26 protein-coding genes are annotated in these 24,791 nt (G+C 63.2%); 13 read left to right on the top strand and 13 right to left on the bottom strand.

The window, feature by feature from the left end:
• Positions 1–15: 15 nt before the first annotated feature.
• The 6 genes from XI06_RS06890 to XI06_RS06915 form a co-directional block, all read right to left on the bottom strand.
• Positions 16–1,899, bottom strand: a complete 1,884-nt coding sequence (locus tag XI06_RS06890; RefSeq protein WP_271604891.1) for a feruloyl-CoA synthase — start codon at positions 1,897–1,899, stop codon at positions 16–18.
• Positions 1,896–2,705 carry a crotonase/enoyl-CoA hydratase family protein gene (locus tag XI06_RS06895; RefSeq protein WP_237863960.1) on the bottom strand — a complete coding sequence of 270 codons (810 nt, stop codon included), beginning with the start codon at positions 2,703–2,705 and terminating at the stop codon, positions 1,896–1,898. Before XI06_RS06895 ends, XI06_RS06890 begins: the two co-directional genes overlap by 4 nt.
• Before the next feature lie 259 nt (positions 2,706–2,964).
• Positions 2,965–3,426, bottom strand: a complete 462-nt coding sequence (locus tag XI06_RS06900) for a DUF3237 domain-containing protein (RefSeq protein ID WP_237863959.1) — start codon at positions 3,424–3,426, stop codon at positions 2,965–2,967.
• Between the two features lie 12 nt (positions 3,427–3,438).
• A complete protein-coding gene (locus XI06_RS06905) occupies positions 3,439–4,758 on the bottom strand; it encodes a TRAP transporter large permease (RefSeq protein WP_237863958.1) in 1,320 nt (439 codons plus the stop codon).
• Positions 4,759–4,760: 2 nt separating this feature from the next.
• On the bottom strand, positions 4,761–5,270 hold the full coding sequence (locus tag XI06_RS06910) for a TRAP transporter small permease (RefSeq protein ID WP_007605289.1): 510 nt from the start codon (positions 5,268–5,270) through the stop codon (positions 4,761–4,763).
• A 74-nt stretch (positions 5,271–5,344) separates the two neighbouring features.
• Positions 5,345–6,361, bottom strand: a complete 1,017-nt coding sequence (locus XI06_RS06915; RefSeq protein WP_237863957.1) for a TRAP transporter substrate-binding protein — start codon at positions 6,359–6,361, stop codon at positions 5,345–5,347.
• 251 nt (positions 6,362–6,612) lie between these two features.
• On the opposite strand from XI06_RS06915, the gene pobA reads away from it, so the two are divergent.
• Complete coding sequence (gene pobA, locus XI06_RS06920) at positions 6,613–7,782, top strand: 4-hydroxybenzoate 3-monooxygenase (protein WP_271604892.1); 1,170 nt, start codon at positions 6,613–6,615, stop codon at positions 7,780–7,782.
• Between the two features lie 172 nt (positions 7,783–7,954).
• A complete protein-coding gene (locus XI06_RS06925; RefSeq protein ID WP_271604893.1) occupies positions 7,955–8,374 on the top strand; it encodes a PaaI family thioesterase in 420 nt (139 codons plus the stop codon).
• A gap of 2 nt (positions 8,375–8,376) precedes the next feature.
• Here XI06_RS06925 and XI06_RS06930 read toward each other — a convergent pair whose 3' ends face one another.
• Entirely contained in the window at positions 8,377–9,261 is an 885-nt protein-coding gene (locus XI06_RS06930) for a LysR family transcriptional regulator (RefSeq protein WP_271604915.1), read from the bottom strand.
• A gap of 124 nt (positions 9,262–9,385) precedes the next feature.
• On the opposite strand from XI06_RS06930, the gene XI06_RS06935 reads away from it, so the two are divergent.
• Positions 9,386–10,015, top strand: coding sequence for a pyridoxamine 5'-phosphate oxidase family protein (locus XI06_RS06935; RefSeq protein WP_271604894.1), 630 nt, complete (start codon positions 9,386–9,388; stop codon positions 10,013–10,015).
• Here XI06_RS06935 and XI06_RS06940 read toward each other — a convergent pair.
• Positions 10,012–11,097 carry an AbrB family transcriptional regulator gene (locus XI06_RS06940; protein WP_237863952.1) on the bottom strand — a complete coding sequence of 362 codons (1,086 nt, stop codon included), beginning with the start codon at positions 11,095–11,097 and terminating at the stop codon, positions 10,012–10,014. The genes XI06_RS06935 and XI06_RS06940 overlap by 4 nt on opposite strands.
• Positions 11,098–11,197: 100 nt before the next feature.
• On the bottom strand, positions 11,198–11,479 hold the full coding sequence (locus XI06_RS06945; protein ID WP_237863951.1) for a PsiF family protein: 282 nt from the start codon (positions 11,477–11,479) through the stop codon (positions 11,198–11,200).
• 186 nt (positions 11,480–11,665) lie between these two features.
• Between XI06_RS06945 and XI06_RS06950 the strand changes: the two genes are divergently transcribed.
• Positions 11,666–12,166, top strand: a complete 501-nt coding sequence (locus XI06_RS06950) for a hypothetical protein (protein WP_237863950.1) — start codon at positions 11,666–11,668, stop codon at positions 12,164–12,166.
• 106 nt (positions 12,167–12,272) lie between these two features.
• Here XI06_RS06950 and XI06_RS06955 read toward each other — a convergent pair whose 3' ends face one another.
• Positions 12,273–12,821 carry a TetR/AcrR family transcriptional regulator gene (locus XI06_RS06955; protein WP_271604895.1) on the bottom strand — a complete coding sequence of 183 codons (549 nt, stop codon included), beginning with the start codon at positions 12,819–12,821 and terminating at the stop codon, positions 12,273–12,275.
• Positions 12,822–12,928: 107 nt separating this feature from the next.
• On the opposite strand from XI06_RS06955, the gene XI06_RS06960 reads away from it, so the two are divergent.
• From XI06_RS06960 to XI06_RS06970, 3 genes are all read left to right on the top strand, one after another.
• Positions 12,929–13,357, top strand: a complete 429-nt coding sequence (locus tag XI06_RS06960; protein WP_271604916.1) for an acyl-CoA thioesterase — start codon at positions 12,929–12,931, stop codon at positions 13,355–13,357.
• A 3-nt stretch (positions 13,358–13,360) separates the two neighbouring features.
• Entirely contained in the window at positions 13,361–13,837 is a 477-nt protein-coding gene (locus XI06_RS06965; protein ID WP_237863948.1) for a PaaI family thioesterase, read from the top strand.
• A 212-nt stretch (positions 13,838–14,049) separates the two neighbouring features.
• Positions 14,050–14,709 (top strand): DsbA family protein, encoded by a 660-nt coding sequence (locus XI06_RS06970; protein ID WP_237863947.1) that lies wholly within the window; start codon positions 14,050–14,052, stop codon positions 14,707–14,709.
• An 83-nt stretch (positions 14,710–14,792) separates the two neighbouring features.
• Here XI06_RS06970 and XI06_RS06975 read toward each other — a convergent pair whose 3' ends face one another.
• The 3 genes from XI06_RS06975 to XI06_RS06985 form a co-directional block, all read right to left on the bottom strand.
• The gene (locus XI06_RS06975; RefSeq protein ID WP_237863946.1) at positions 14,793–14,999 is read right to left on the bottom strand and encodes a hypothetical protein; all 207 of its coding nucleotides are present in this window, start codon (positions 14,997–14,999) and stop codon (positions 14,793–14,795) included.
• Positions 15,000–15,084: 85 nt separating this feature from the next.
• Positions 15,085–16,155, bottom strand: coding sequence for a phospholipase (locus tag XI06_RS06980; protein ID WP_271604896.1), 1,071 nt, complete (start codon positions 16,153–16,155; stop codon positions 15,085–15,087).
• Positions 16,156–16,175: 20 nt separating this feature from the next.
• The gene (locus XI06_RS06985; RefSeq protein WP_237863944.1) at positions 16,176–17,165 is read right to left on the bottom strand and encodes a S1C family serine protease; all 990 of its coding nucleotides are present in this window, start codon (positions 17,163–17,165) and stop codon (positions 16,176–16,178) included.
• Between the two features lie 285 nt (positions 17,166–17,450).
• Between XI06_RS06985 and XI06_RS06990 the strand changes: the two genes are divergently transcribed.
• From XI06_RS06990 to XI06_RS07015, 6 genes are all read left to right on the top strand, one after another.
• The gene (locus XI06_RS06990) at positions 17,451–18,869 is read left to right on the top strand and encodes a M20 family metallopeptidase (protein WP_271604897.1); all 1,419 of its coding nucleotides are present in this window, start codon (positions 17,451–17,453) and stop codon (positions 18,867–18,869) included.
• A 263-nt stretch (positions 18,870–19,132) separates the two neighbouring features.
• Positions 19,133–20,923 (top strand): peptide ABC transporter substrate-binding protein, encoded by a 1,791-nt coding sequence (locus tag XI06_RS06995; RefSeq protein WP_271604898.1) that lies wholly within the window; start codon positions 19,133–19,135, stop codon positions 20,921–20,923.
• A gap of 29 nt (positions 20,924–20,952) precedes the next feature.
• Positions 20,953–21,912 carry an ABC transporter permease gene (locus XI06_RS07000; protein WP_271604899.1) on the top strand — a complete coding sequence of 320 codons (960 nt, stop codon included), beginning with the start codon at positions 20,953–20,955 and terminating at the stop codon, positions 21,910–21,912.
• Positions 21,878–22,795, top strand: coding sequence for an ABC transporter permease (locus XI06_RS07005; protein ID WP_237863940.1), 918 nt, complete (start codon positions 21,878–21,880; stop codon positions 22,793–22,795). Before XI06_RS07000 ends, XI06_RS07005 begins: the two co-directional genes overlap by 35 nt.
• Positions 22,795–23,790 (top strand): ABC transporter ATP-binding protein, encoded by a 996-nt coding sequence (locus tag XI06_RS07010; RefSeq protein ID WP_271604900.1) that lies wholly within the window; start codon positions 22,795–22,797, stop codon positions 23,788–23,790. Before XI06_RS07005 ends, XI06_RS07010 begins: the two co-directional genes overlap by 1 nt.
• Entirely contained in the window at positions 23,787–24,755 is a 969-nt protein-coding gene (locus tag XI06_RS07015) for an ABC transporter ATP-binding protein (protein ID WP_271604901.1), read from the top strand. The genes XI06_RS07010 and XI06_RS07015 overlap by 4 nt, the downstream gene beginning before the upstream one ends.
• The last annotated feature ends 36 nt before the right edge of the window (positions 24,756–24,791 follow it).

A 24,791-nucleotide genomic window follows, 5' to 3' on the forward strand; every position in this document is an offset into this window, starting at 1 on the left:
CTTCGATGAGCTTCTTTAGCCGACCGATATCACACGGTCGGACGGATTGGCAGCGTAGAGCTCTTCGATCAACGCGGTGCGCTGCTCGAGCACGGCGCGCTGGTTGATCGAGCCCTTGTCTGTGACCTCGCCCTTGTCGATCGAGAGCGGCGTGTCCATCAGGATCGCGCGCGTGACCCGCGTCGAGGAGCCGGTGGCCTGGCCGAGGAAGCGCGTCAGCCGCTCGCGAAAAGCCTCCCGCACCAGGCGGTCGCGCGCGGTGACAGTGAGATCGTCGGCCGGCAGCGTCGGGTTGACAAGGCGGCAGCCGTCGAGGTCGAGGACGACGAGGGCGGAGATCTCGTCGCGGTTGATGCCGGCGATGACGACGTCGCGCACCAGCGGCGCGCAGGCCGCGGTGAGGCGCGCACGCAAAGGCCCGACGCTGACCCAGGTGCCGCTCGCGAGCTTGAAATCCTCGCTGACGCGGCCGTCGAAATCGAAGCCGGCGTTGAGATCGTCAGGGTCGGACGGCTTCAGCGCATCGCCCATCTTGTAAAATCCTTCCTCGTCGAAGGATTTTGCGGTGATGTCGGGCTGGCGCCAGTAGCCGGGCATCACGTTCGGTCCCTTGGCGCGCACTTCCATCTTGCCGTTGTTGGGCACGAGCTTGGCGTCATTGCCCGAGACCGGGAGGCCGACATGGCCGGAGCGGCTGGTGCGCGGATTGACCGACATGAAGAACGGCGCCGTCTCGGTCGCGCCAAGGCCCGTGAGCATCGGCACGCGGTAGCCTTTTTCCTTCACCGCGAGCTCGTCGAGACTGTTCCAGACGAACGGCGACAGGGCGGCGCCGGAGAAGAACATCGCATGTAGCCGGTCGAAGAATTTCGCGCGCAGGCCCTGGTCGTCGCGCAAGTACGGCAGCAGCGATTCATAGCCCTTGGGCACGTTGAAATAGACCGTCGGCGAAATCTCCTGGAGATTGCGCACGGTCTCCTCGATGCCGCCGGGCACCGGCTTGCCGGCATCGAGATACATAGAGCCGCCATTATACAGCGTCAGCCCGATATTGTGGTTGCCGCCAAAGGTGTGATTCCAGGGCAGCCAGTCGATAATGACGGGCGGCTCATCCTTGAGGAAGGCAAGCGTCTCGCGCAACATCACCTGGTTGGCGCAGATCATGCGCTGGGTGTTGATGACGGCCTTGGGATTGCCTGTTGAGCCCGAGGTCAGCAGGAATTTTGCGATCGTGTCGGGACCGATCTTCTCATGGACCTCGTCAAGATCGCTACGGATCGGCGTCGCCATGAGGTCGGCGAGCAGGGTGACGTCGCGACCCGGCACATGGCCATAGGACGCGGCGATCTCGGTGCCGAGCGAAACATTGGCGGCGAGCGCATCCGCGAACTTGTCGGCATCCTCAGCGAAAACGAGGCCGGGCGTCAGCAGCTTCATCAGATAGGACAGCTTGCCGTAATCCTTCGACACCAGCGAATAGGCCGGCGACACCGGGCAGAACGGAATGCCGGCATAGAAGGCACCGAAGGCGAGCAAGGCGTGGTCGATCGAATTGCCGGAGAGGATGACGACCGGCCGCTCCGCCGACAAGCCGCGCTGGATCAGGCCTGAAGCGATATGTTGGCTCGCGATGAGCAGCTCGGCATAGTTGATCTTTCGCCAGCCGCGGCCGCCTTCGCGCTCGGCCATGAAGATGCGGTCCGGCGTCGTCGTCGCCCAATGATGCAGACGATCGGTGATGCGGACGGGATAGTCGCCGAGCGGTTGCTTCGGCCGCAGATAGATCGTGCCATCGGCGCGACGCTCGACGTCGACGACGGGGTCTCCGAACGAGATCGGCCGCAGCGGAGAATGGCTCACGCCGCGCTCTGTGCTGGAAGAGGACGGCTGTGCGCTCATGACTTCGGCTTTACCTTGGCGGTCTTGTGCTCGAGGAATTCACGGATCCTGCGTTTTGCTTCCTTGTCGCTCTGCGCAACGGTGGCCATCAACGATTCCATCAGAAGGCCCGTCTGCGGATTGGCTTCCGCGATCATCGGCAGCGCCTGGAGCACGGCGAAATTCGTCAGCGGCGCGTTGGACGCGATCTTGGTCGCAAGCTCCAACGCCTTGGAAAGCCCGTTGCCAGCCTCGGTGACATATTGCGCAAAGCCGTAGGACGCGCCCTCGGTCGCGCTATAGACGCGCCCGGTCAGCATCATGTCCATCATCCTGGCAACGCCGATCAGCCGCGGCAGACGCACTGAGCCGCCACCGCCAACGAAGATGCCGCGTTGCCCCTCGGGCAGGGCGAAATAGGTCGAGGGTTCGGCGACACGGATGTGCGCCGCGCAGGCAAGCTCCAGCCCGCCGCCGATCACGGCGCCCTTCAGCGCGGCGATGACGGGGACGCGGCTATACTGGATACGATCGAACACCCGGTGCCACATTTGGGAATGGAGAAGGCCGCCGGTGGCGTCGTGGTCCTGAAGTTCGGAGAGGTCGAGGCCGCTGGAAAAATGATCGCCGATGCCGTGAATGACCACCGCGCCGATATCCTCGGGCAGGGACGCAAAGCATTCGCCGATTTCGAGGATGATGCCGTCATTGAGCGCATTGCGCTTGGCCGGCCGGTTCAGACCCACGGTCAGAACCCGGTCCACCCTCCCGATTTGAAGCAGCCCGGAGGCGCCCGCGCCAGCGGTCTCGGCGTTTCCCTGTGTCATTTGCGTCCTTGTCAGAATAGTTATGTTGTATAACGAATTTGGGAGGAGTCAAGGCGGAGGCGCCTTCGTCGTTCCGGAAACCGCTGGTCAGGAGGGCAAAATCCGTCCTCAAATTCGGTGTCGTCCCTGCGAAAGCAGGGACCCAGAGCCCTAGGGAGTGATTTGGCGAAGACTCGCGGTCCGGCACTCAGACCGTACAAAATCGACAGATCGCGCGGTATGGTCCCTGCTTTGGCAGGGACGACAGCGAACTGTGTGCTCACACCACCTGATGCACGTCGATTACCACGCGATCTGCGTGCCGCGCTGCTGAGCCAACAAAGATGTGCTCCATCAGCCAGCGATAGTCTTGGTGCCCGGTCTCGAACTTCGGCACCGTGCGGAAATAGATCAGCTTGGGATCGACCGGCTCGCCGCGTTTGAGCTTTTGCAGCAGCTCGACCGGGCCGAAGCGCATGCCCTTGTTCTCGACATAGACGGTGGCGCCGTCGTCGGTCTCAAAGGCGTATTTGGCCTCGAGATCGATCAGCTCGTTGGGTCGGATGGTCTGGAAGTCGGCGCCAAAGGGAAGCACCTTGCCTGATATCGCGCCCTTCACCTCGCCGCCGATGATCGGGATGATGCGGCGGACGCCGATGCCGGTCTCGCCGACGGTGATGACGTCACCGATTTTAGCGGTGATGGTGAAGACGTATCTTGTCTCGAGCGTCGGTGTGATCATCACTTCGCCTCGCTAGTGCGCCATCATCCGCATCGGTAGCCATGTCGCCAGCAGCGGGAAGGCGATCAGGATCACGAGGCGTACGAGATCCGTTGCCACGAACGGGATCACGCCCTTGAAGATAGTGGAGAAGGAGACATCCTTCACCACGCTTTTGATGACAAAGACGTTCATGCCGACGGGCGGATGGATCAGGCCGAGCTCGACGGTCATGACGATGATGACACCGAACCAGATCGGGTCGAAGCCGAGATGCGTGACGACGGGGAAGATGATCGGCACGGTCAGGATGATCATTGCCATGGCGTCCATCAGGCAGCCGAGCACGAGATACATCACCATGATCAGCGCCAGCACGCCGTAGGGGCCAAGGCCAAGGCCAGTGAGGAATTCGGTCACCTTCTGCGGGGTCTGCGTCACGGTCAGGAAGTAGCCGAAGATCAGTGCGCCGATCAGCACGGTGAAGACAGCGGCCGCGGTGCGCGTCGCCTGGAGCAGCGATGCCAGGATCTTCTCGCGATCGAGCCGGCCCGTAACGACGCCGATGATGAACGCGCCGGTCGCGCCGACGCCGCCCGCCTCGGTCGGGGTGAAACGCGGCAGGAAGGGCAGGCCGTAGAGGCCGCCAATCACGAATACGAACAGCAGCACAGGCGCCCAGATGTCTTTCAGTCCGGCGAAACGCTCGCGCCAGGGCAGCACCTTGCCCTTGGGCAGGAAGTCGGGGCGGAAATAGCCGATCAGAAAGATCGTGATCATGTACATGGTCATCGCCAAGAGGCCCGGGATAATACCGGCGATGAAGAGCTTGCCAATGTCCTGCTCGGTGATGATGCCGTAGACGGCGAGCACGGTGGAGGGCGGCAGCATCGCACCCAGTGTGCCGCCGGCCGCGATCACGCCGGTGGCAAAGGATTGCGGATAGCCGAAGCGGCGCATCTCTGGGTATGCGACGGCGGAGAAGGTCGCTGCAGTCGCAACCGACGAACCGCAGATCGCGGCAAAGCCGCCGCAGGCGCCGACGGTCGCGATGCCGAGCCCGCCGCGCAAATGTCCGACAAAACCGTTGGCGGCGCGGAACAACTCCCGGCTCATGCCGGAATTGCTGACGAACGAACCCATCAGCAGGAACATCGGGATGACGCCGAACGTGTAGTCGGTGACCGTGCGCATCGAGGTCTGGCCGACCAGTTTCAGCGCCGGCGTTGCGCCGACCAGATAGGAGAAGCCGGAGACGCCGACGAGACCCATGGCCATGCCGACGGGCACGCGCAGCAGCATCAGGGCGAACAAAGAGATGAAGCCGATTACGGCGACGGCATCTGTGCTCATGACTATTCCGTCGCCTTCAGCTTGGGGTCGTGCATCTCTTCAGGATGGAAGATCAGTCGGTACGTGCGGATCGCGATCAGCAGAACGGCCGAGACATCTCCGATCCAGGCGATCGCGAAGAACGGCCAGGTCGGCATGTGCATGTCGAACGTCTGAACGTTGTCGTTGTAGGTGCCGCGCACCTTGTCGAACAATGTCCAGGTCTGCACCGTGACCACGAACAGCAACACCAGCGTCGCAAACACGTCGATCCAGCGCTGGTAGCGCGGCCCGACATTGCCCCAGACGAGGTCGACCGTGATGTGCGTGCCGCGATAGGAGGTTGCCGCGATGCCCCAGAAGATCAGGATGCCGAGCAGCATGCGACCGATGTCGAAACTGTCGGGGATCGAATAGTTCAGCGTGTTGCGCAGCAGCACCGATAGAAAGATGTCGAGCGCGACGATGCCGACGAACGCGGCGGCGATCCATTCGATCGAATCGATCACGCGGTCCATCCAGGAGCGCTTCATGGGTGAAGGGTCCTCAAGTTTGCAGGAAAACGGCGGCGGAACAATTCCCGCCGCCGCCTCTGTTTCGATGGGAACTATTCTGCCAGCGCGTTGTACTTCTTCAGCGAGGCCTTCAGCTCGCTAAGCGCCGCGTCGGGATCGATGCCGGCCTTCTTGGCGCCCTCACTCCAGGTCTTGACCAGCGGCTCGGCGGCCTTCTTCCAGGCGGCGGTCTGGTCCGGAGTCAGCTTGTAGACCTCGTGACCTTCTTCCGCCTTCACCTTGTCGATGCCGCCGTCCTCGAATTTGCCCCAGTACTCGCCGACCACGCCGGCCATCTCGGTCGAGCAGTTTTTGTCGATCGCGGCCTTCTGCTTGTCGGACATCGCATTGTACTTGTCCTTGTTGATCACGAACACGAAGGTCGTGGTGTAGAGCGGCGCGTCCATGTCGTACTTGGTTACCTTGTCGATGCCGAACAGCACCAGCGAGCCCCAGGGGAAGGTCACCGCGTCGGCGACCCCGCGCTCGATGATGTCGCGCACTTCGGGGGCGGAGGACTGCACATTGGTGCCACCAAGCGCAGTGACGAAGTTCGCCATGGTGGCGTGCGCAGGGCGGATCTTCATGCCCTTCACGTCCTCAGGCATCACGATCTTCTTGGTGCGGGAGTGGAAGGACGACGGCGAATGGACGAAGGCGAGGCAATATTTGACGTCCTTCATCTCCTTCTCGGCATATTTGCGGTACCAGGCGTCCAGACCTTCCGAACCACCCTTTGCGTCCGAGATCAGGAACGGCAATTCGCCGGCGCCGATGATCGGGAAGCGGCCGGGCTGGTAGCCGGGATTGACGTAAGTGACGTCGGCAATGCCGTCGCGCGCCATGTCGTAATGATCGAACGCCTTGCCGAGCTGCTGAGCCGGGAACACCTTGCCGGTGATGGTGCCGCCGGAATCCTTGTTCACTGCGGCCACCCAGTCCTCGAGAGACTTTTGCAGCGGATGCGACGCCGGCACCCAGTGTGAGACCTTCAGGTCAACAGTTTTGTCCTGCGCGAACGCAGGCGTCACGCTTGCTGCCAGCAGCAAAGCCAGACAGGCCTTCCTCATCTCGTGTCTCTCCCTTTTTGTGACGGCGGGCTTCGATGGCCCGGTCTCGTTAGTTAACATGTTATCTAATTGGCCGGCACGTTCAAGCCGGAACTGCTGCGTCATCTACGTCAGCGATGTTGCATGGATTTGTCGCCGCCCGGGCGACCAGCCTCCCCTTTTGCCCAACCGTTATATGTTATAATTATCCTGCGCGGATCATTGCGACAAGCGACCGCGACGAAAGCCTACAGGATCGGGAGTAGCAAGTATTGCGGACAAAAGTCGCAATCATCGGGGCCGGGCCGGCGGGATTGTTGCTTGGGCAACTGCTGCACCGTCACGGCATCGACAACGTCATTCTCGAGCGGCAGAGCCCGGATTACGTGCTTGGGCGCATTCGCGCGGGCCTTCTCGAGGAGGGTACTGTCGCACTGCTGGACCAGGTCGGTGCCGGCGCACGAGCGCATGCGGAAGGCCTGTTGCATGAAGGCATCGAGCTCGCCTTCGCCGGCCGTCGTCACCGCATCGACATGAAGGCCGCCACCGGCAAGACAGTGATGATCTACGGCCAGACCGAGGTTACGCTCGACCTCATGAATACGCGCAAGGCCGCCGGTCTCACCACCGTCTATGAGGCCAAGGATGTGCAGCCGCATGATTTCGACGGCAGTCACCCGCGCGTAACCTGGGTCAAGGACGGCGTCACCCACACGCTCGATTGCGATTTCATTGCCGGTTGCGACGGCTTCCACGGCGTCAGCCGCGCCAGCGTGCCGGCTACGGCGATCGAGGAGTTTGAGCGGATCTATCCGTTCGGCTGGCTCGGTATCCTCTCCGAGACGCCGCCGGTCAGCCACGAGCTGATCTATTCCAACCATGCCCGCGGCTTTGCGCTCTGCACCATGCGCTCGATGAAGCGCAGCCGGCATTACGTGCAGTGCTCGCTCGACGACGATGTCGATCAGTGGCCGGACGATCGCTTCTGGGACGAGCTGAAGCGCCGGCTCGACCAGGAGGCGGCCGACAGTCTCATCACCGGCCCCTCGATCGAGAAGAGCATTGCGCCCTTGCGCAGCTTCGTCGCCGAGCCGATGCGTTTCGGCAAGATGTTCCTGTGCGGCGACGCCGCCCACATCGTGCCGCCGACCGGCGCCAAGGGGTTGAACCTTGCCGCAAGCGATGCGCATTATCTGTCGGGCGCGCTCCGCGAGTTTTACGACGAGAAATCGAGCGCCGGCATCGATGCCTATTCCGCCAAGGCGTTGGCGCGCGTCTGGAAGGCGGTGCGCTTCTCCTGGTGGATGACTTCGATGCTGCACAAATTCCCTGACAATGGCAGCATTGGCGCGCGCATCCAGGTCGCCGAGCTCGACTACGTCACGCAGTCGCAGGCCGCGATGACGTCGTTGTCTGAGAATTATGTGGGGCTGCCGTTCTAGGGAGGTGCCGTAGGTTGGGTTAGCGCAGCGTAACCCACCCTACGGGTCCGTCATTGCGTCACCGCGCGCTTCAAACACCCGCGCAATTCCCGTTTAAAACTTTGTAATTGATGCGTCCGTCATGTCCATCGCGTTCAATGCCGGCAAACATTGCAACGGACGTGAGACACGCATGACCAGCATCGACATCCCAGCAGGCTTCGAACCGCATCTGCGCAGCGGTCCGCTCACGGAGCCCTGGAAGCCGATCTACGCAAAGAAGACCGAGAATGCTTTCATCCTCGGTCTACGGCTGGCCCGGCCGCACACCAACGGTCGTGGCATGATCCACGGGGGCCTCATCGCAGCACTTGCGGATAATGCGATGGGCTACAGCTGCGCGCAGGCGACGGGCTGGACCACCTCGTTCGTGACGGTCTCGCTCACGGTTGATTTCGTCGGCCAAGCGGGGATCGGCCAGTGGCTTTCCATCGAGAGCGACGTGATCAAGACTGGCAAGACGATCTGCTTCGCGCAGTGCTTGGCGAAGGCCGATGACGCCGTGATCGCGCGGGCCAGTGGCACGTTCCGCGTGGTGCCCAAGAAAAGCTGAGCCTAGCCAAACCTCCACTGCGTCGTCTCCACCACGAGATCGATGAAGGCACGCACCTTGGCGGAGAGCAGGCGCGAGGTCGGGTAGACGATGTGGATCGGCAGCGCCGGCTGCTCGTATTTTGCCAGCAGGATTTTCAGCCGTGCGCGCTTCAGGCCCTCGGCGGCCTGATAGGCCAGCACGCGCGTGATACCGCCGCCGGCCTCGGCATATTGCAAGGCAGCGTCGGCGCTGTTGCTGGTAAAGCGCGGTGATGGCGTTACCTCGATGTCGTGTCCGTCCTGCGTGAAGCGCCACGCCGTTGCGGGGCCGAACAGAATGGTCTGGTGCTCGGCCAGCGCCTCCGGCGTCCTCGGCTCGCCATGACGCTTGAGATAGCCCGGCGTTGCCACCGTAATCCGTCGCATCTCGCCGACCTGGCGCGCGACCAGCGAGGAATCGGCGAGATGACCGATCCGCACCGCGGCATCGACGGCGTCTTCCACGAGGTTGACGAGGTTGTCTGAGAGCCTGAGTTCGCAGGCCACCTCGGGATAGCGCTTGAGATAGTCGGTCATGACAGGCCCGACATGGAGCCGGCCGAAGCCGACCGGGGCCGAGACCACCAGGCGCCCGCTCGGCCGGTTGCGCTCCTCCCGCGCCGAGCCGTCGGCTTCCTCGACGTCAGCAAGAATCCGCCGGGCGCGCTCCAGATAGCGTGTGCCAACGTCAGTCAATCGCACCTGCCGGGTGGTCCGTTGCAGAAGTCGCGCGCCCAGATGCTCCTCCAGCGCCGCGATCAGCCGCGTCACCGCCGAGGGCGACAGCCGCAGCTTACGCGCCGCCGGCGCGAAGCCGCGCAGATCAGCGACGGTGACGAAGACATGCATGGCCTCGAGGCGGTCCATGAGCATTATTGCATATATCGCAACGATGAAGTGTCAAGTGAACTGATTGTTTTGAGCACCGGAAGATCCATTTTATCGTTCGAAAAGACGCAGACATGCGCCGGAATTTTCAGGAGATGTTCCGATGACCGCAGTTCTCACCTATGCCAGCGACGTCGCCTTCACACCCGCGGTGAAGGCGATCCAGGCGCGCAAGGGCTCGCGCGAGGCCTATGGGCGTGTCGAGCAGCGCGGCTGGCGCACCGAGGTCGACGAGAACCTCGAAGCCTTCCTCAGTGAGGCCAACAGCTTCTATTTCGCCACGGCTTCGGCGGACGGACAGCCCTACATCCAGCATCGCGGCGGCCCGAAGGGATTTCTGAAGGTGCTGGACAAGCAGACCCTCGCCTTCACTGACTATGCCGGCAATCAGCAATATCTGACTCAGGGAAATCTCTCCGAGAACCCCAAGGCCTACATTTTCGTGATGGACTATGCTCATCGGCGCCGGGTGAAGATCTGGGGCGAGGCGCGCGTTGTCGAGGATGACAATGCGCTGACGGAGGCGCTGATGCCGAAGGGCTATCGCGCCCGGCCCGAGCAGGTCATCCTGTTCAAGATCACGGCCTGGGACACCAACTGCCCGCAGCACATTCCGCAAAAGTTCGATGCTCCGGATGTGGCTGCGGCGCTAGCCGCAAGAGATCAGCGGATTGCGGAGCTCGAGGCGCAAATTGCCGCGCTGAAGGGACAAGCGGCCGCAGAGGGCGGCTAGTCGTCCACGTCGTCCTGCGTGCGGCCGAACAGGTGCACGATGCCGGGCGTCGCAATCGTCACGAACACGAAGCGCGACAGATGGTGGGCGCCGACGAAGATCGGATCGATGTGTAGTGTCAGCGCCAGTGCCAGCATCGCGTCCATCGCGCCAGGCGCGAAGGCAACGACGACGTCCGAGAACTTCACCTGCGTGGTGAGCGCGACGATGCCGACGAAGACGGCGGAGACGGCGATGGCTACGGCAAACGAGCCGAGCGCGGCATTGATGTGGCCGGCCAGCGTCTTGATCCGCATCCGGGCAAAGCGGCTGCCGATCAGGGCGCCGATGCCGACCAGCGACACGCCGCGTACCCAATTCGGCAGGCCGCCGTCGACCCAGCCGGCGCCGTGTAGAACGCTGGAGGCGATCATTGCCCCGAACATCCAGCTCGCCGGAAACTTGATCAGCCGCAGGATGAGCGACGCTGCCAGCGAGGCGGCAACCAGCTCCAGAAGATCGAGCGGCGAGGCGATCGTGGTCGTCAGAGACGGCGAGACGGATGGCGCGACGCCTGCGATCGCCAGCACCATCGGCAGCGCCGCGGTCAGGATGATCACGCGCATGGTCTGGACCACCGCGATTCCCGGCAAATCGGCGCCGCGCTCAACCGCCAGGATGGTGATCTGCGAGAGCGCGCCGGGGCTGCCGGCCAGGAAGGCCGAGGTTCGGTCCCAGCCATGGACGCGCTGGAGGTAATAGCTGGAGCCGAAGGTCGAGCAGAAGGTGGCGAGTGCCAACAGCCCGATGGTCAGCGGATAGGCGCTGACCTGCTGTATTAGGTGGCGCGATACGACCGAGCCTAGCGAAATTCCGAGCAGCACCAGCACGGTCTGGGTCAGGAGCGGTGGTACCGAGAGCTGACGTCCGGCAATCGCGGCGATCCCGACCGCGATCATCGATCCCGAGATCAACCCGCCTGGAAGTCCCGCGACCAGGAAGACCAGGCCGCCGGCGGCGCCGATGATGAGCGTCTCCGCGGTGCCTAAAACCTTGGCACGGCTCGGCCATTCGAACGGAAGGGAGGCGGTGATTTGCTTCACGCCGCCTTATCGCAAATCGGCGAGAGGCACACAATTGCAGGCTCGTCATGCCGCAATGCGTGTGCCTCTCGCCAAACGCGAGGAGAGGATTGTGACGGATCTACTTCTTGTCGGCGGCGGGCGCAGGCGCGGCAGCGCCGCCGGCCTTCGCGGACTTGATGCATTCGGAGCGGAATTTCTTGCGCTCCTTGCCATGCAGGCCCTTGGCATCCGCCTGCTTGGAGCATTCCAGCGACTCGGCCGAGTGCTCCTTCGGCGCCTTCTTGTCAGCGGTGGTAGCAGCATCGGTCTTGGCAGCCGGCGCCGCTGTCTGGGCGAAGGCGGTGCCGGTGGCGAACAGGGAGGCGATCGCGACGACGGCAAGGCGGGAGGCGAGGGTCATGATGTGGCTCTTCTTGCGAGAGTTGCGGAGGGCCGCGAACGTCGGCCCGCTTTGCTGAACGCCACATGAATAACCCGAACGCAGCGGCCACTATATTTTGGCCCCGACCACCATCGCTTTCTTGTCCGAAGTCGCCGACACGCTAGGATAGCAATCCTCGTTTTGCTTCCCTGAGGGAGACCAAGGATGACCATTCAAGCGAAATTGTTGTGTGCAATTGCGGTAACGGGCGTTGCCGCGCTGGTGGCGAGCGCACCGGCCCAGGCGTTGACCTCGCAGGAGTGCAGCGCGAAATATCAGGCCGCCAAGAAGGACGGCTCGCTCGGCACCATGAAGTGGAATGATTTCCGCAAGGCCCAGTGCGGCGCCGACGCCATGCCTGCTGCTGCGCCGACCGCAGCTGCCCCCGCCGCACCTCCGCCTGCCCCAGCGCCGACCACGACGGCGAAGAAGGAGGCCGCGCCCGCTGCTGCTCCGGCGCCGACCATGCCGGCCGGTCCCGCGATCTTCCCGAACGCCGTCGACCCGAAATACGCCAAGGAGACCGCCGGCAAGGCCCGCCTGCACACCTGTGTCGACCAGTACAATGCCAACAAGACCACCAACGGCAATGGCGGCATGAAGTGGATCGAAAAGGGCGGCGGCTATTACAGCGAATGCAACAAGAAGCTGAAGGGCGCGGCCTGAGGCTTCACGATGACGTCGAGGCCGGAGCCAGGCTCCGGCCTCTTGCAGATTCTTGTTTGAGCATGATCTTTTCGGAAAGCCGCTGCACACTTTTCCGGATCATGCTCTAGTCCAGCAGTTTCTCGGCCGATTTCGCCACGAGCTGTGACCGCTTGCGTGGGCCGCGCTCGACGAACAACAGGCTCTGGCCGAAGATAAAGCAGTAGAACAGGAAGGCCTGCGCCTCGGCCTCCTCGGCTTCTAGGCCGGTCGCGCGATAGAGTTCGGCGACGTGCTTGAGCCGCGCCGCATCGACACTGGCGACCGCCGCCGCAGCGCTATCGTCTGAACGCGCCCACTGCCTGATCGCGAGCTCGATCGCCATGCCTTCCGGATTGAGTCGCTCGGAGTAGAGCTGGATCACCGCCTTCAGCCGCTCGCGGGGGGCTTCGCCGTCGAGGCTGGTCTGTTGCGCGATCGAGGCCGAGCGGCCCTCGCGCCAGTGCACCAGCATGGCCTCGAGCAGCGCAGCGCGGTCGGCGAAGCGGCGGTAGAAGCCGCCTTTGGTGACGCCGAGATTCTTGGCGAGCACCTCGACCCTGACACCCTCGACACCTGCACGGGCAAGCTCCTTGAACCCTGCCTCGACCCAGACGTCGCCTTTGCCGTCGTTCATGAAAGAAGCCTCACCGGTTCTTGATACGCTGCCGTATTGCTAACGCGTCCCACGCTTGATACGCTACCGTATCAAAAATCTAGACACGGGCAGGGCGGGGAATGATGGTGGAGCAGGAGGCGACCTATCGCGGCACGGTCTATCCCTGGCAGTGCGATCATGTCGGCCACATGAACATCATGTGGTATGTCGGCAAATTCGACGAAGCCAATTGGAATCTGTTCGCCCGGCTCGGGCTGACGCCCAGCTATCTGCGCATCTCCGGCCGTGGCATGGCCGCGGTGCAGCAGAACATCACCTACAAGCGCGAGCTGCTCGCCGGCGACATCATTCAGGTCCGCAGTCACCTGCTCGAGCTGCGCGAAAAGTCGATCCGCTTCCGGCACGAGATGACGAACGCCGAAACAAGCGAGATCGCCGCGTTCTGCGAGATCACGGCCGTGCATATGGACCGCAGCCTGCGCAAATCCGCACCGTTCGCGGAAACCGTCCGCGAGACAGCGCTGCGATATCTTGTCGAACCGGTCGAGGCCTGAGCCATGGCTGCGTTCGAGCCGAAGAACCCAGGCTATCGTGCAGCGGCCATCGCGATGTTCGAGGGACAGTCGGCGATGCACACGCTCGGCATCGTGATCGTCCGCCTCGCGCCAGGCGAGGTCGAGCTCGCCATGCTACATTCGGCCGCCCTCACGCAGCAGAACGGTTTTGTCCATGCCGGCATCATCACCGCGGGGCTCGACAACGCCTGCGGCGTCGCCGCCTTCACGCTGATGCCGTCAGAGGCTGATATCCTCACGGTCGAGTTCAAGACCACGCTGCTTGCGCCCGCCCGTGGCGAACGCTTTGTCTTCAAAGCCGAGGTGATCAAGCCCGGCCGTACGCTGACCTTCTGCGAAGCCAGAGCTTTTGCCGAACACGAGGGCAAGACCACGCTGATCGCCACGATGACCGGCACGCTGATGGCGATGTTGCCTCGTGCAACCGCTTCGCATGAACCGCGCGCAGACCGCGCCTAGCGGCAATTGACAAGCCCCGCGGCGCATCCCTTGATGCGCCATGCTCACCAGCATCGCCATGAGTCTGAACGCTTTGGTGACCGCGTTCCTAGTCCCCCTGGTGGTGACCCTACCGGTGCGATGACATCGTCCCCGTGACACTCTATATGGTCTGTAACAACTCCCGGTCCCGACGCGTATTTGCGAAAGATGGGACCGAAACGGGACAAGATATGGCTGGATACAGGAATAAGGGACTTTCGCCGACGCGCCGAACGGCGCTGACGTTGATGGGCGCGGGCGCCCTTGCGGCTGGCAGGATGACGTTGGCGCGCGCGGCCACCGGTGGTGACGAGGTGCTGACCGAAGCCAAGGTGCTGCGCGATCCCGACGTTCCCGTTGCCGGCAATCCCGATGGTAACATCAGCATCATCGAATGGTCCGACTACAATTGCCCCTATTGCCGCAAGCTCGAGCCGGAGCTGCGCCAGGTCATCCAGGACGACGGCAAGGTCAGGCTCGTCTTGAAGGACTGGCCGATCCTCGGGCCGGTCTCGGTGACGGCCGCCCGTATCGCGCTCGCCGCGAAATACCAGGACAAGTATCACAAGGCCCATGACGCCATGATGGGCGTCAGCTCTCGCCTGACCGAATCGCGCATCAGCGAGTTGCTCGCCTCCGTCGGCGTCGACATGGACCGCCTCAAGGGCGACCTCACCGCGCACGCCAAGGACATCGACGCGATCCTCAAGCGCAACAACGAGCAGGCCGAAGCTTTCGGCTTCAACGGCACGCCGTCCTTTATCGTCGGCAAGTACCGCGTCCCCGGCGTGCTCAGCATGAACGAGTTCGAGCAGGTCATCGCCGACGCCCGCAAGGCCAAGATGAACTGATCTGTTGCCGCGCTGATCGCGGCCAAGACAAAGGCGCCGCCGCGGATCCGCGACGGCGCCTTGTTCATGTCCGGTCGATCGAATCACTTCGACGAAATGCGGACCCAGTCCTTGTGCGCGCGATCGCGCAGCAGGTCCCAATCGGCCTTCGCAACGTCCCAGTTCACGATGGTGCGATTGGTGATCGCGACCTCGCCATTGGCGACTGACGACGTCTGCATGGAATCATAGACATAGACGCCGCAAGCAAGCAGCAGCGCGCCCAGGATCATTCCGAGAAAAGTCTGCATGGCGAACCCTCCGGTGTGTCGGGCGGATAACGTCGGCCCGGAGTGATGGTTCCGCGACAGTGCGGCGCGGGTAAGGACACTTCGTTCACGCCCCGTTCAGCCACTCCAACAGCTCCGCGTTGATCTCGCGCGGATAGGTGTGACTGAGATCGTCGATTTCGCGATAGAAGACATCGGCGCCCGCGGCAGTGAGTGCCGCCTGCGTTTGTCGCGCGGTCTGCACCGGAAACATCCAGTCGAGCTTGCCGTGGGTGATGAAAACAGGCAGGCCCTGAAGCCGCGTAGCATCGGCCATCTCCGCCATCAACGGATGGAATGTCGCCGACACCGGCGCGAGATGGGTGAAGGGCGAGGCGCCATCGAGTCCGCTGACATAGCAGAAGGTGCCGCCGTCGCTCATGCCTGATAGCAGCATGCGTGAGGCGTCGACGGTCCAGCGACCGCGGACGGTTTCGAGGATGCGCATCAAATTGGGCGTGTCGGTGTCATCACCCATCAGCGCCCAGGTCTGCCCCGTCGCCGTCGGCGCCACCAGGATTGCGCCTACGCTGCGGGCATCGCGCAGCCAGCTCCACAGGAAGCCGCGGCCATTGCCGCTGCCGCCATGCAGCGCCATCACCAGCGGCCAGGCGCGATCCGGCGTGTAGTATTCGGGCACGTAGACCGAGAAGCCGCCACGGCTGCGGGGCTCATTGTGATCGTGGAAGATGCCGGTGTGCTCGCTGGCCCCGGCCTCTAGTCGTGATAGCAGCTCCTCATTCCCGCGATTGGAGGTATTGAGGAAGAAATTGCTCACTGGCGGGAATTGCACCGACAGCGGATAAAGCGCCTCTTGCGCGCGCGGCAGATGGCGCATCGCGCGGAAGACAGAGACGAGATCGCCATTGCCGCGCTCGACATCGCGGATGCCGGCAAATGCAGTAAGCGTCTCTTTGCAGGCGAGATCGAGCCGCTCGCGAAGCCCGGTGAACTGCTCCGGCCATTCTCCGATCGCCGCGTGCGCACTTTGCAACGCATCGTCAGGCGCGCCGATTGCGTTCATCACCGAGCCGAAGGCCGGCGGATGCAAGTGCCGGGCGAAGTAGCCGAGCGCTTCCAGCGCATTGAGCAATGGCGGCAGCACGGCCACGATGTCGTCAACGACGGCCTCGGTCATGGCTGCTTCCTTTGGCTGGATCAATGCAGCTTCGGCGCCTTCAGAAGCTTGAAGCGATCGGTCGACGTCACCGTGACGTCGAAGGTGACGCCTTCATGATGCGCGCTGCCCTGATGATGCACGGTGAGAGGCACGTCGACGCCGGCAGCGCCGAGCGACCACATCTTCTTGTAAAAGCTCGTCTGGCTCGTGACCTTCTCGCCGTCAACGGCAAGGATCACGTCGCCGGTCTTGAGCTCGGCGCGGGCAGCCGGACCGTTGGCGGAGATGCCGATCACCACCACGCGGTTGTCGATTTCGGTCGAATAGAGCCCGAGCCATGGCCGCGCCGGCTTGTTGACGCGACCGAATTTGCGCAGGTCGTCGAGGATTGGCTTCAACAGGTCGATCGGCACGACCATGTTGACGTGTTCGGCCTTGCCGTCGCGTTCACGATCGAGTTGGAGCGAGCCGATGCCGATCAATTCGCCGCGCTCGTTGATCAGTCCCGTGCCGCCCCAATTCGGATGGGCGGGATAAGTGAACAAGGCCTCGTCGAGCAGATACTCCCAGTATCCGGCGAATTCCTGCTTGGCGACGATCTGGCTTGCGACCGAACGCGTCCGACCACCGGCGCCGCCGACCACGACGCGGTCGCCGAGCCTGACGCCCGCCGAGGAGCCGAGCGGCAGCGGCTCGACGTCGAGCCGTCCGAGCGCCTGCACCAGGCCGAAGCCGGTGACGGCATCGAAGCCGAGCACATGTCCCTCCACGACGTGTCCGTCGCCGCGATGAAGCCAGACGGATTCCGCCTCGGTGATGAGATAGCCGATCGTGAGCACCAGCCCGTCATCGATCACGACGCCGTTGCCGGCGCGCTCGGTGCCGAGCGTTTCCGCACTGAAGGCGTCCGGAGGGATGATAGCGTGGAGGCCGACGATGGAAGCGAGCGCACGGTCGAGGTCGAAACCGTAGTCGCTCGCTCGCGGCTGATTTGCCGGCGGCACTCTCCATTCGGTCAGAACGGTCATGGAGTTCTCCTGGCTGAGAGCATCGCTCCGCTGTGGCTGCGGAACAACGCGCGAAGCAAGCATAATTTAGGCCGGAGGAGGCCATCTTGAAAGACTTGACCGCAACTATTCCAGATGTCGTGACGCGAATTTCCGAAGATGACACAAATTGTTCGCCCAAAGTCGGTGGCGGTTGGCCATTCGGCACGAACCGCATGGCTGCTGTCCCGCGAGGTGCTAGGCGGGCTTCAATGAAGCTGCTAACGGTTGCCGCTTCGCTTGACCAAGAGATCACGGACGGCAACCATGGACAATCGCAGCGACATCTGGCGTGGCATCGACACGATCAAGGGGCGTTTCATCGACCTCAGCGACAAGGTCTGGGGCATGCCCGAGGTCTGCTACACCGAAGCGCGCTCGTCCGCCGAGCATCTCGCTGAGCTGCGCCACCAGGGTTTCCGCATCACCGAGAAGGTGGCGGGTATTCCGACGGCGGTGATGGGCGAATGGGGCGAGGGCGGCCCGGTCATCGCCTTCATGGGCGAATACGACGCGCTGCCAGGCCTCAGCCAGGAGGCGGGTGTTGCCGAACACCGTCCGGTCGAGAGCGGCGGTCACGGTCATGGTTGCGGTCACAATCTGCTCGGCTCGGCGGCGCTGCTCGCTGCGACCGCGGTCAAGGACTGGCTCGCCGAAAACAAGGTGCCCGGCCGCGTGCGCTATTACGGCTGCCCGGCGGAAGAAGGCGGCGCGGCCAAAGCCTTCATGGTGCGCTCGGGCGCGTTCGAGGACGCCGATATCGCCATTACCTGGCATCCGCACAGTTTCTGGGAAGTCGCGGTGACGCCGTCGCTCGCCAATACCCGCGCCGACTTCACCTTCACCGGCCGCACTTCGCATGCGGCGGCTTCGCCCCATCTCGGCCGCTCCGCGCTCGACGCGGTCGAGCTGATGAATGTCGGCGTGAACTACATGCGCGAGCACATGCCGAGCGATGCGCGCGTGCATTACGCGCTGCTGGACACCGGCGGCATTGCGCCCAACGTGGTGCAGGCCCATGCCCGCGTGCGCTATTCCATTCGCGCCCGGGACCTTCCCGGCATGAACGAGCTCGTCGGGCGCGTCAGCAAGATCGCGGAGGGCGCGGCCTTGATGACCGAGACCAAGGTCGAGATGAAGATCATCTCCGCGGTCTCCAACATCCTGCCGAACACGCCGCTGGAGCAGGCGCTGCATCGGGTCATGGAAGAACTCGGACCGCCGCATTTCGACGACACCGACAAGGGCTTTGCCAGCGAGATCCGCGCGACGCTGACCGACAAGGACATCGCGTCGGTCTATTACGCGATCGGCATGGAGCCGACGGAGCGGCCGCTGGCTGACTTCCTGGTGCCGCTGGATGCCAAGCGCAACCCGTTAGTCGGTTCGACCGATGTGGGTGATGTCAGCTGGGTCGTGCCGACCGTGCAGGTACACGCACCGACGGTTGCAATCGGCACGCCGTTCCACACCTGGCAGGTGGTGGCGCAGGGCAAGAGCGCTCACGCCCACAAGGCGATGGTGCAGGCGGCCAAGGCTATGGCCGGCCTCGGCATCAAGGCGTTGACTGAACCGGAACTGATCAAGGCTGCGAAGGCCGATTTGACGAAGCGGACGGCCAAGACGCCTTATGTCTGCCCGCTGCCGGACCACGTCGCGCCGCCGCTCAATATGTCCGTAGCGTAGAATTCCATCTCGATACTTCGTCTGATCTCGCGAACAAATTTTTCGCAGTGCAACTAGGTTTCCAGCGGATTTTGGCGCTGGTATGCCGAACCGTTGGGCTGCGGAATGAAGTTTTGCCCAACAGACAGCCAGAACATCGTTTGCACACACACGGCTGCAGTTGACGTGCGGCCTATTCGGTGTGCCATCTACCGCCAGCCAAAACCCGGTGGCCGTTCCGCGCGGCCGCCTACAAGCATATGGGAACCAGACGGGGGACAACCATGCTGGACAAAGAACTGCGTTCGATGATCGGTAAGGTGAAGGACGGGCGGATGGATCGCCGCGCCTTCATTCAGCGCTTGGCCGCGGTCGGCCTCACCGCCCCCCTGGCGAATCAGATTCTCGCCATCGGCGGCGTCGCCATGGCCCAGAGCCCGTCGCCATATCCCCCGACCAAGCGCGGCGGCGGTGGCCCGCTCAAGCTGTTGTGGTGGCAAGGACCGACCTTGCTCAATCCGCATTTCGCCACCGGCACCAAGGATCAGGATGGCTCGCGTCTGTTCTATGAGCCGCTCGCCAGCTGGGATGTCGACGGCCACCTCAATCCGATCCTCGCCGCCGAGATCCCGTCAATCAAGAATGGCGGCCTTACCGCTGACGGCAAGTCTGTGACCTGGAAGATCAAGCCCGGTGTCAAATGGCACGACGGCAAACCCCTGACGGCCGACGATTTCGTCTTTACCTGGGCCTATGTCAGCGACCCTGCCACGGCGGCCGTCTCCATCAGCACCTATGCCGACATGACGGTCGAAAAGGTGGATGACTTGACCATCCGTATCCTGTTCAAGAATCCGACTCCGTTCTGGGCGAATGCGTTCGTCGGCGCCTATGGATGCGTTATCCCGAAACATCTGTTTGCGGACTACAAGGGATCGAAGTCCCGCGAAGCGCCGGCCAACCTGGCTCCGGTCGGCACCGGCCCCTACAAGTTCGTCGAGTTCAAGCCGGGCGACCTGATCCGCGGTGAGCTCAATCCCGACTACCACATGCCCAACCGTCCACATTTCGACACCATTGAGATGAAGGGGGGCGGCGATGCCGTCTCCGCGGCGCGAGCGGTGATCCAGACCGGCGAATTCGATTTCGCCTGGAACATGCAGGTCGAGGACGAAGTGCTGCTGCGTCTCGAGAAGGGTGGCAAGGGCAAGACCACCTATGCCGTGGGCGGCGACATCGAGTTCATTGCGATCAACTTCACCGATCCGAACACCGAGGTCGATGGTGAGCGGTCCTCGATGAAGGCCAAGCACCCGATTCTGTCGGACCTCGCGGTCCGTCAGGCGCTCGCGTTGCTGGTCGACCGCGAGTCCGTCAAGAAGGCGATTTACGGCCGCGCCGGTCGCACCACCGCGAACTACCTCAATGGTCCCGACGACTTCGTGTCCAAGAACACCAAATGGGAGTTCAGCGTCGACAAGGCGATCGCGCTGCTGGAGAAGGCCGGATGGAAGGCCGGCGCCGACGGCATCCGAGAGAAGGACGGCAAGAAGCTGAAGTTCGTCTACCAGACCTCGATCAACGGTCCGCGCCAGAAGACTCAGGCGATCGTCAAGCAGGCCTGCCAGAAGGCGGGCATCGACGTCGAGCTGAAATCGGTCGTGGCCTCGGTGTTCTTCTCCTCCGACGTCGCAAATCCCGACACCTACTCGAAGTTCTACACCGACATCGAGGAGTTCCAGATCCCGATGACGCAGCCGGATCCTGCGCTGCACATGAAGCGCTACACCTCGAGCCAGATCGCCAGCAAAGACAACAAATGGCAAGGGCAGAACTTCCCGCGCTGGGTCAACAAGGATTACGACGCCGCGATTGAGGCTGCGGAGACCGAGACCGACCCGGTCAAGCGGGCCGCGCTCTACATCAAGTGCAATGACATGCTGTGGCAGGAAACCGTATTCATCCCGGTGATGCACCGCCTGACGGTGGATGCCTGCGCCACCACGCTGCAGCCGGTCGTCTCGGGCTGGGCCAACCGGACCGACAACATCCAGGACTGGTACAGGGGAGCATGATCGCGCGGGCATAGACGGGATTCTTCCCCATGAGCCAGTATGTCCTGCGCCGCCTTCTGATCGCTATTCCGAGCCTGCTCGGCATTTCGGCGGTCCTGTTCTTCGTGCTGGCTCTTGCGCCCGGCGATCCGTTTTCGGAGTTGGCGACCAATCCGAACGTGCCACCCGAAGTGCAGGCTGCACTTCGGGCCAGGTTCGGCCTCGACGATCCGATCTATCTCCGCTACCTGCACTGGCTCTCTGCCATGGCGCATGGGGATTGGGGCTTCTCCTTCGTCAGCAGGATGGACGTCGACAGGCTGATCCTCCAGCGCCTGCCGGCCACGCTCTACGTGATCGGCTCGGCGCAGGTCCTGGCGCTCCTGATCGCAATCCCCGTCGGGGTCTACGCCGCCACAAAGCCCTATTCGCTGTTCGACCAGATCGCGAATACGCTCGCCTTCATCGGCTTCTCGCTGCCGACCTTCTTCACCGGTCTCCTGTTCATCCTAATCTTCTCGGTGACGCTGGACTGGCTGCCCTTTGTCTACACCACCGACATCAAGGCCACCGGCATCCACTGGGTGCTGGAGATGATCCGTCAGGCCATCATGCCCGTGGCGGTGCTCGGCCTGTTCCAGGCGGCATCGATGACGCGCTTCGTCCGTTCGGCGATGCTCGACGTCATCAGGCTTGACTACGTCACCACGGCGCGCGCCAAGGGTCTCGGCCAGGCCAAGGTCATCGTCAAGCACGTGATGCGCAACGCCATGATCCCGGTCGTCACGCTGATTGCGCTGCAGATGCCCGCCGTGTTCGGCGGCGCCATCGTCACCGAGCAGATCTTCCGTATTCCTGGCATCGGATCGCTGCTGATCTCCTCCATCCTTTCCAACGACACGCCGGTGGTGATGGCCGTCACTTTCGTCTTCGCCTGCCTTGTCGTGCTGTTCAATCTCATCGCGGACGTCCTGTATGGCTGGCTTGATCCTCGCATCTCCCTCCGCTAAGCGGGGCGTCTACTCGCCCTGGCGCGAGACGTGGCGGCGCTATAGCCGCCACAAGCTCGCCGTGGTCAGCGCCTTCCTGCTTCTCGTTCTGATCTTGGCCGTCGTCGTCGGCCCTTTGATCTGGCGCGTCAAGATCAACGACATCGACATCGTCGCCGGCCTGCAGGGGCCGTCGCTCGCCCATCCCTTCGGCACCGACGATCTCGGCCAGGACATCCTGGCGCGCATGATCTATGGCGGCCGCATCTCGCTTGCCGTCGGGCTTGCCGCGATGCTGGTGTCGGTGGTCATCGGCACGCTGGTTGGCGCGCTGGCCGGCATGTCGCGCGGCGCGCTCGGGCACGGTCTGATGTGGCTCACCGACCTCTTTCTGTCGCTGCCGCAGCTGCCGCTGCTGCTGATGCTGATCTATCTGTTTCGCGACGGGCTGAAAGCGATGTTCGGTCCCGAGGGTGGCATCTTCATCCTGATCGTGCTCGTGATCGGCGGCCTGCGCTGGATGCCGGTGGCGCGCCTCGTCCGTGCACAGTTCCTGTCGATCCGTGAGAAGGAGTTCGTCGAGGCCGCGCGTGCGCTCGGCGCGAGCCCGGTGCGGCAGGTGGTGAAGCACATCCTGCCCAATGCGCTCGGCCCGGTCATCATCGCCGGCACCATCGACGTTGCCGCCGCGATCATCGCGGAATCGACGCTGTCCTTTCTTGGTCTCGGCTTCCCGCCCGATACCCCGACCTGGGGCCGGCTGCTGTTCGACGCCAAGGACTTCCTCGACATCGGCCCGCACTGGGCCCTGTTTCCGGGCGGCGCGATCTTCATCGCGGTGGTCGCCATCAACTTCATCGGCGACGGTCTGCGCGATGCGCTCGATGCGCGACGGGTGATCTGATGGTGCCGTTGCTCGAGATCAAAGGTCTCAAGACCCACTTCTCCACCGACGATGGCATCCTCCAGGCCGTCGACGGTGTCGACATCACCATCAACAAGGGCGAGACGCTCTGCGTCGTCGGCGAGTCCGGCTGCGGCAAGACCGTGACTGCAATGTCGATCCTGAAGCTGATCGCCATGCCGCCGGGCCGCATCGCGGCCGGCGAGATCATCTTTGAGGGCCGTGATCTGGTGCCGTTGACGAGCAAACAGCTCGACGACATCAGAGCCAAGGAGATCGGCTTCATTTTCCAGGAGCCGATGACCTCGCTCAATCCGGTGCTCACGGTCGGCGAACAGATCGCCGAGAGCCTGCGCCGCCACGAGAACGTCACCCGGAAGCAGGCGCTCGAGCGCACCATCGAGATGCTGAAGCTGGTGCAGATTCCGAACGCCGAAGGCCGTGTGCACAACTATCCGCACCAGTTCTCCGGCGGCATGCGCCAGCGCGTGATGATCGCGATGGCGCTGGCCTGCAAGCCCAAGCTGATCATCGCCGACGAGCCGACCACCGCGCTCGACGTCACCATCCAGGCGCAGATCCTCGACCTGCTCCAGGACATGAAGGAGCGCTTCGGCATGGCGGTGATGCTGATCACCCATGCCATGGGCGTCGTCGCCGAAACGGCTCAGCGCGTCGTCGTGATGTATGCCGGCAAGGTGGTGGAGGAGGCCGGCGTCGACGCTCTTTTCGCCGATCCGCGCCATCCCTATACGCAAGGCCTGATCCGGTCGATCCCGCGCATCGATCTCGATAGCGAGCACAAGACGCGGCTCGAGGCAATCGGCGGTTCGGTGCCGATCCTGATCAATCCGCCGGTCGGCTGCCGCTTTGCGCCGCGCTGCAAGTTCGCCATGAACGTCTGCACCGAGAAGGAGCCGCTGCTGCGCGTGATTGCGCCGGGCCACCGCATGGCCTGTCATCTCGGCGATCCGCAATTGGGAGGCGCGGCATGAGCGAGCCCTTGCTCCGCGTCAGCGGCCTGAAGAAATATTTCCCCGTGCTCGGCGGCCTGTTGTCGCGCCAGGTCGGCACTGTCTATGCGGTCGATGGCGTGTCGTTCTCCGTCAATCGCGGCGAGACTCTTGGTCTCGTCGGCGAATCCGGCTGCGGCAAGTCGACGACGGGGCGCTGCGTGCTGCGCCTGATCGAGCCGACTGACGGCGAAGTCACCTTCGACGGCCAGGACGTGCGCCAACTCGGCGGCAACGATTTGCGCGCGATGCGGCGAAACATGCAGCTGGTGTTCCAGGATCCGTTCGCCTCGCTCAACCCGCGCATGACGGTCGGCTCCATCCTCGGCGAGGCCTTCACCATCCACAATCTGGCAGCCAATGCCAGGGAGCGGGAGGAACGCGTCGCGGGCTTGCTGGTCAAGGTCGGCCTCAAGGCCGAGCACATGCGACGTTATCCTCACGAATTCTCCGGCGGCCAGCGTCAGCGCATCGTGATCGCGCGGGCGCTCGCGGTCGAGCCGAAGCTGATCGTCTGCGACGAGCCGGTATCCGCGCTCGACGTCTCGATCCAGGCGCAAGTCATCAATCTGCTGGAAGATCTCCAGGCCGAGCTGAACCTCACTTATCTCTTCGTGGCGCACGACCTGTCGGTGGTCGAGCACATCTCCGACCGCGTTGCGGTGATGTATCTCGGCCGTATCGTCGAGCTGGCGAAGGCCAGCGATCTCTATCGCAATCCGCAGCATCCCTATACCAAGGCGCTGCTCTCTGCCGTGCCGGTGCCGGATCCCAAGCTCAAGCGCAACCGCATCCGCCTCAAGGGAGACGTGCCGAGCCCGATGAAACCGCCGTCGGGCTGCCACTTCCACACCCGCTGCCCGATTGCCCAGCCCCGCTGCGCCGAAGCCGCGCCGGAGCTGAAGGAAGGCGCAGGTGGGCATTTCGTGGCATGTCATCTGGCCTGAAGTTGCGTGGTGCATAGGTCCTTGGAGGCCTTGATC

The sequence above is a fragment of the Bradyrhizobium sp. CCBAU 11434 genome (genome assembly GCF_028128895.1).
Classification (GTDB): Bacteria; Pseudomonadota; Alphaproteobacteria; order Rhizobiales; family Xanthobacteraceae; genus Bradyrhizobium; species Bradyrhizobium zhengyangense.